1 protein-coding gene is annotated in these 2,723 nt (G+C 30.6%); it reads left to right on the top strand.

Annotated features, from left to right (window positions below; translation table 11 throughout):
- Positions 1-58: 58 nt before the first annotated feature.
- Positions 59-2,723: carbamoyl-phosphate synthase large subunit (carB, locus tag ACLR9T_RS13710; protein WP_413110054.1), on the top strand; the 2,665-nt coding region annotated here is incomplete at its 3' end.

The raw sequence follows: 2,723 nt of genomic DNA, 5'->3' as shown, positions 1-2,723 counted from the left end.
CCTCAAGATAGTGCCTATTTATTTGATACATTTATTCAATTAATGGAGGAAGAAAAAAATGCCTAAAAGAACAGATATAAAAAAAGTTTTAGTAATTGGTTCAGGACCGATTGTCATTGGGCAAGCAGCTGAATTTGATTATGCGGGAACACAAGCATGTTTAGCGTTAAAAGAAGAAGGGTATGAAGTCGTATTGTGTAACTCCAATCCAGCAACAATTATGACAGATACAACTATTGCAGATAAAGTTTATATGGAACCACTAACTTTGGAATTTATCGCTAAAATCATTCGTTATGAACGTCCCGATGCTATCTTACCTGGAATTGGTGGTCAAACAGGGCTAAATCTAGCAATGCAATTAGAAAAAAAGGGAATCTTAAAAGAATGCCAAGTTGAATTATTAGGAACAAGAAGTAAAAGTATTGAACAAGCTGAAGACCGTGAGTTATTTAAAGAATTGTGTACTAGTTTAAATGAACCAGTATTACCATCAGATATTGCAAATTCAATTGAAGAAGGAATTGAAGTGGCAAAGAAAATCGGTTATCCGGTAGTTTTAAGACCAGCCTTTACACTTGGTGGAACTGGTGGTGGATTTGCTGATGATGAAAAAGAATTAAAGGGTTTAATAAAACATGCATTAACATTATCACCAACTCATCAAGTATTAATTGAAAAAAGTATTAAAGGTTATAAAGAAATTGAATATGAAGTAATTAGAGATAAAAATGATTCAGCAATTACAGTTTGTAATATGGAAAACTTAGATCCCGTAGGAATTCATACTGGGGATTCAATTGTTGTATGTCCTTCACAAACATTAACTAATAAAGAATATCATATGTTAAGAGACAGTGCTTTAAAAATCATTAGGGCATTAGAAATTGAAGGTGGTTGTAATGTTCAGTTTGCCTTAGATCCTAAGTCATTTCAATATTATTTAATCGAAGTAAATCCTCGTGTTTCTCGTTCAAGTGCTTTAGCTTCAAAAGCAAGTGGTTCTCCAATTGATCGAGTATCAGCAAAAATTGGAATTGGGATGACGCTTGATGAAATCATGCTTGCTAATACACCAGCCTTATTTGAACCAGCATTAGATTATATTGTAACTAAAATGCCAAGATTCCCATTTGATAAATTTGCAGATGCCAATAATTCATTAAATACGCAAATGAAAGCTACTGGTGAAGTCATGGCTATTGGTAGATCATTTGAAGAAAGTCTATTAAAAGCAATTCGTTCACTAGAAATTGGATTAGAGCATATTTATAATAGTAAATTTGATGAATATAGTAATGAACAATTATTAGAGTATATTAAAATTGGTACTGATGATCGTATTTATGCAATTGCGGCTTTATTAAGAAATAAGATTGACATAAATACAATTGCTAATCTTACCGCAATTGATATGTTCTTTTTAAAGAAAATAGAAAATATTATTGAACAAGAAACTAAATTAAAAGAAAATCCATTAAATATTGAAATTCTTAAAGAAGCTAAACAAATGGGCTTTAGTGACAAAATAATTGGTCAATATTGGCATCAAAACGAACTTGACATCAGAAACTTAAGAAAAGAAAACAATATTTTACCAGTATATAAAATGATCGATAGTTGTGCTTCAGAGTTTTCTAGTTATATTCCATATTTTTATTCAACATATGAAGATGAAAATGAATCAATTGTTTCTAAAAAAGAAAAAATTATTGTTCTAGGATCTGGTCCAATTCGAATTGGTCAAGGGGTTGAATTTGATTATTCAACAGTTCATGCCGTTTCAACAATTAAAAATGCAGGTTATGAAGCAATTATTATCAATAATAATCCAGAAACAGTGTCAACTGATTATACATGTTCTGATAAATTATATTTTGAACCACTATGTGTTGAAGACGTAATGAATGTCATTGAATTAGAAAAACCAATTGGCGTGATTGCGACTTTAGGAGGACAAACAGCAATCAACTTAGCCAATCCATTAAGTGAATTAGGTGTTAAGTTAATTGGAACTGATTGTACAGGAATTGAAAGAGCTGAAAATCGTGATGTTTTTGAAAAATTACTTGATAAATTAAATATTCCTCAAGCTAAAGGAAAAGCTGTTACTAATGTTTTTGATGGTTTAGCGGTTGCTAGTGAAATTGGATATCCAGTTTTAGTAAGACCAAGTTTTGTACTTGGTGGAAGAGCAATGCAAATTATCAATAACGATGAACAGTTAAAACATTATTTAAAAACAGCAGTAGAAATCGATGAAGATAAACCGGTTTTAGTTGATAAATATATTAGAGGTAAAGAAGTTGAAGTTGATGCTATTTGTGATGGTAAAGATGTATTTATTCCTGGAATCATGGAATTAGTTGAAAGAACTGGAATTCATTCTGGAGATTCAATTAGTGTTTATCCAACTTTTAGTATTAGTGAAAAGGTAAAAGATACGATTAAAGAATATACGACTAAATTAGGATTAGGGATTGGTATTATTGGTTTATTTAATATCCAATTTATCGTTGATAAGGATGAAAATGTATATATTATTGAAGTAAATCCTAGATCATCAAGAACAGTGCCATTTTTATCAAAAGTTACTAAATATAGCTTAGCAGATATCGCTACATATGTTATTTTAGGAAAAAGTTTAAAAGACCAAGGTATTATCGAAATGTCACCTGAACATGCCAAAAAGTATTATGTCAAAGTACCAACAGTCTCAGTTT

It is taken from the genome of Thomasclavelia sp. (assembly GCF_047249845.1).
Classification (GTDB): domain Bacteria; phylum Bacillota_I; class Bacilli_A; order Erysipelotrichales; family Coprobacillaceae; genus Thomasclavelia.
Note: the sequence above shows the minus strand (reverse complement) of the source record. Positions and strands in the feature narration are given on the sequence as shown.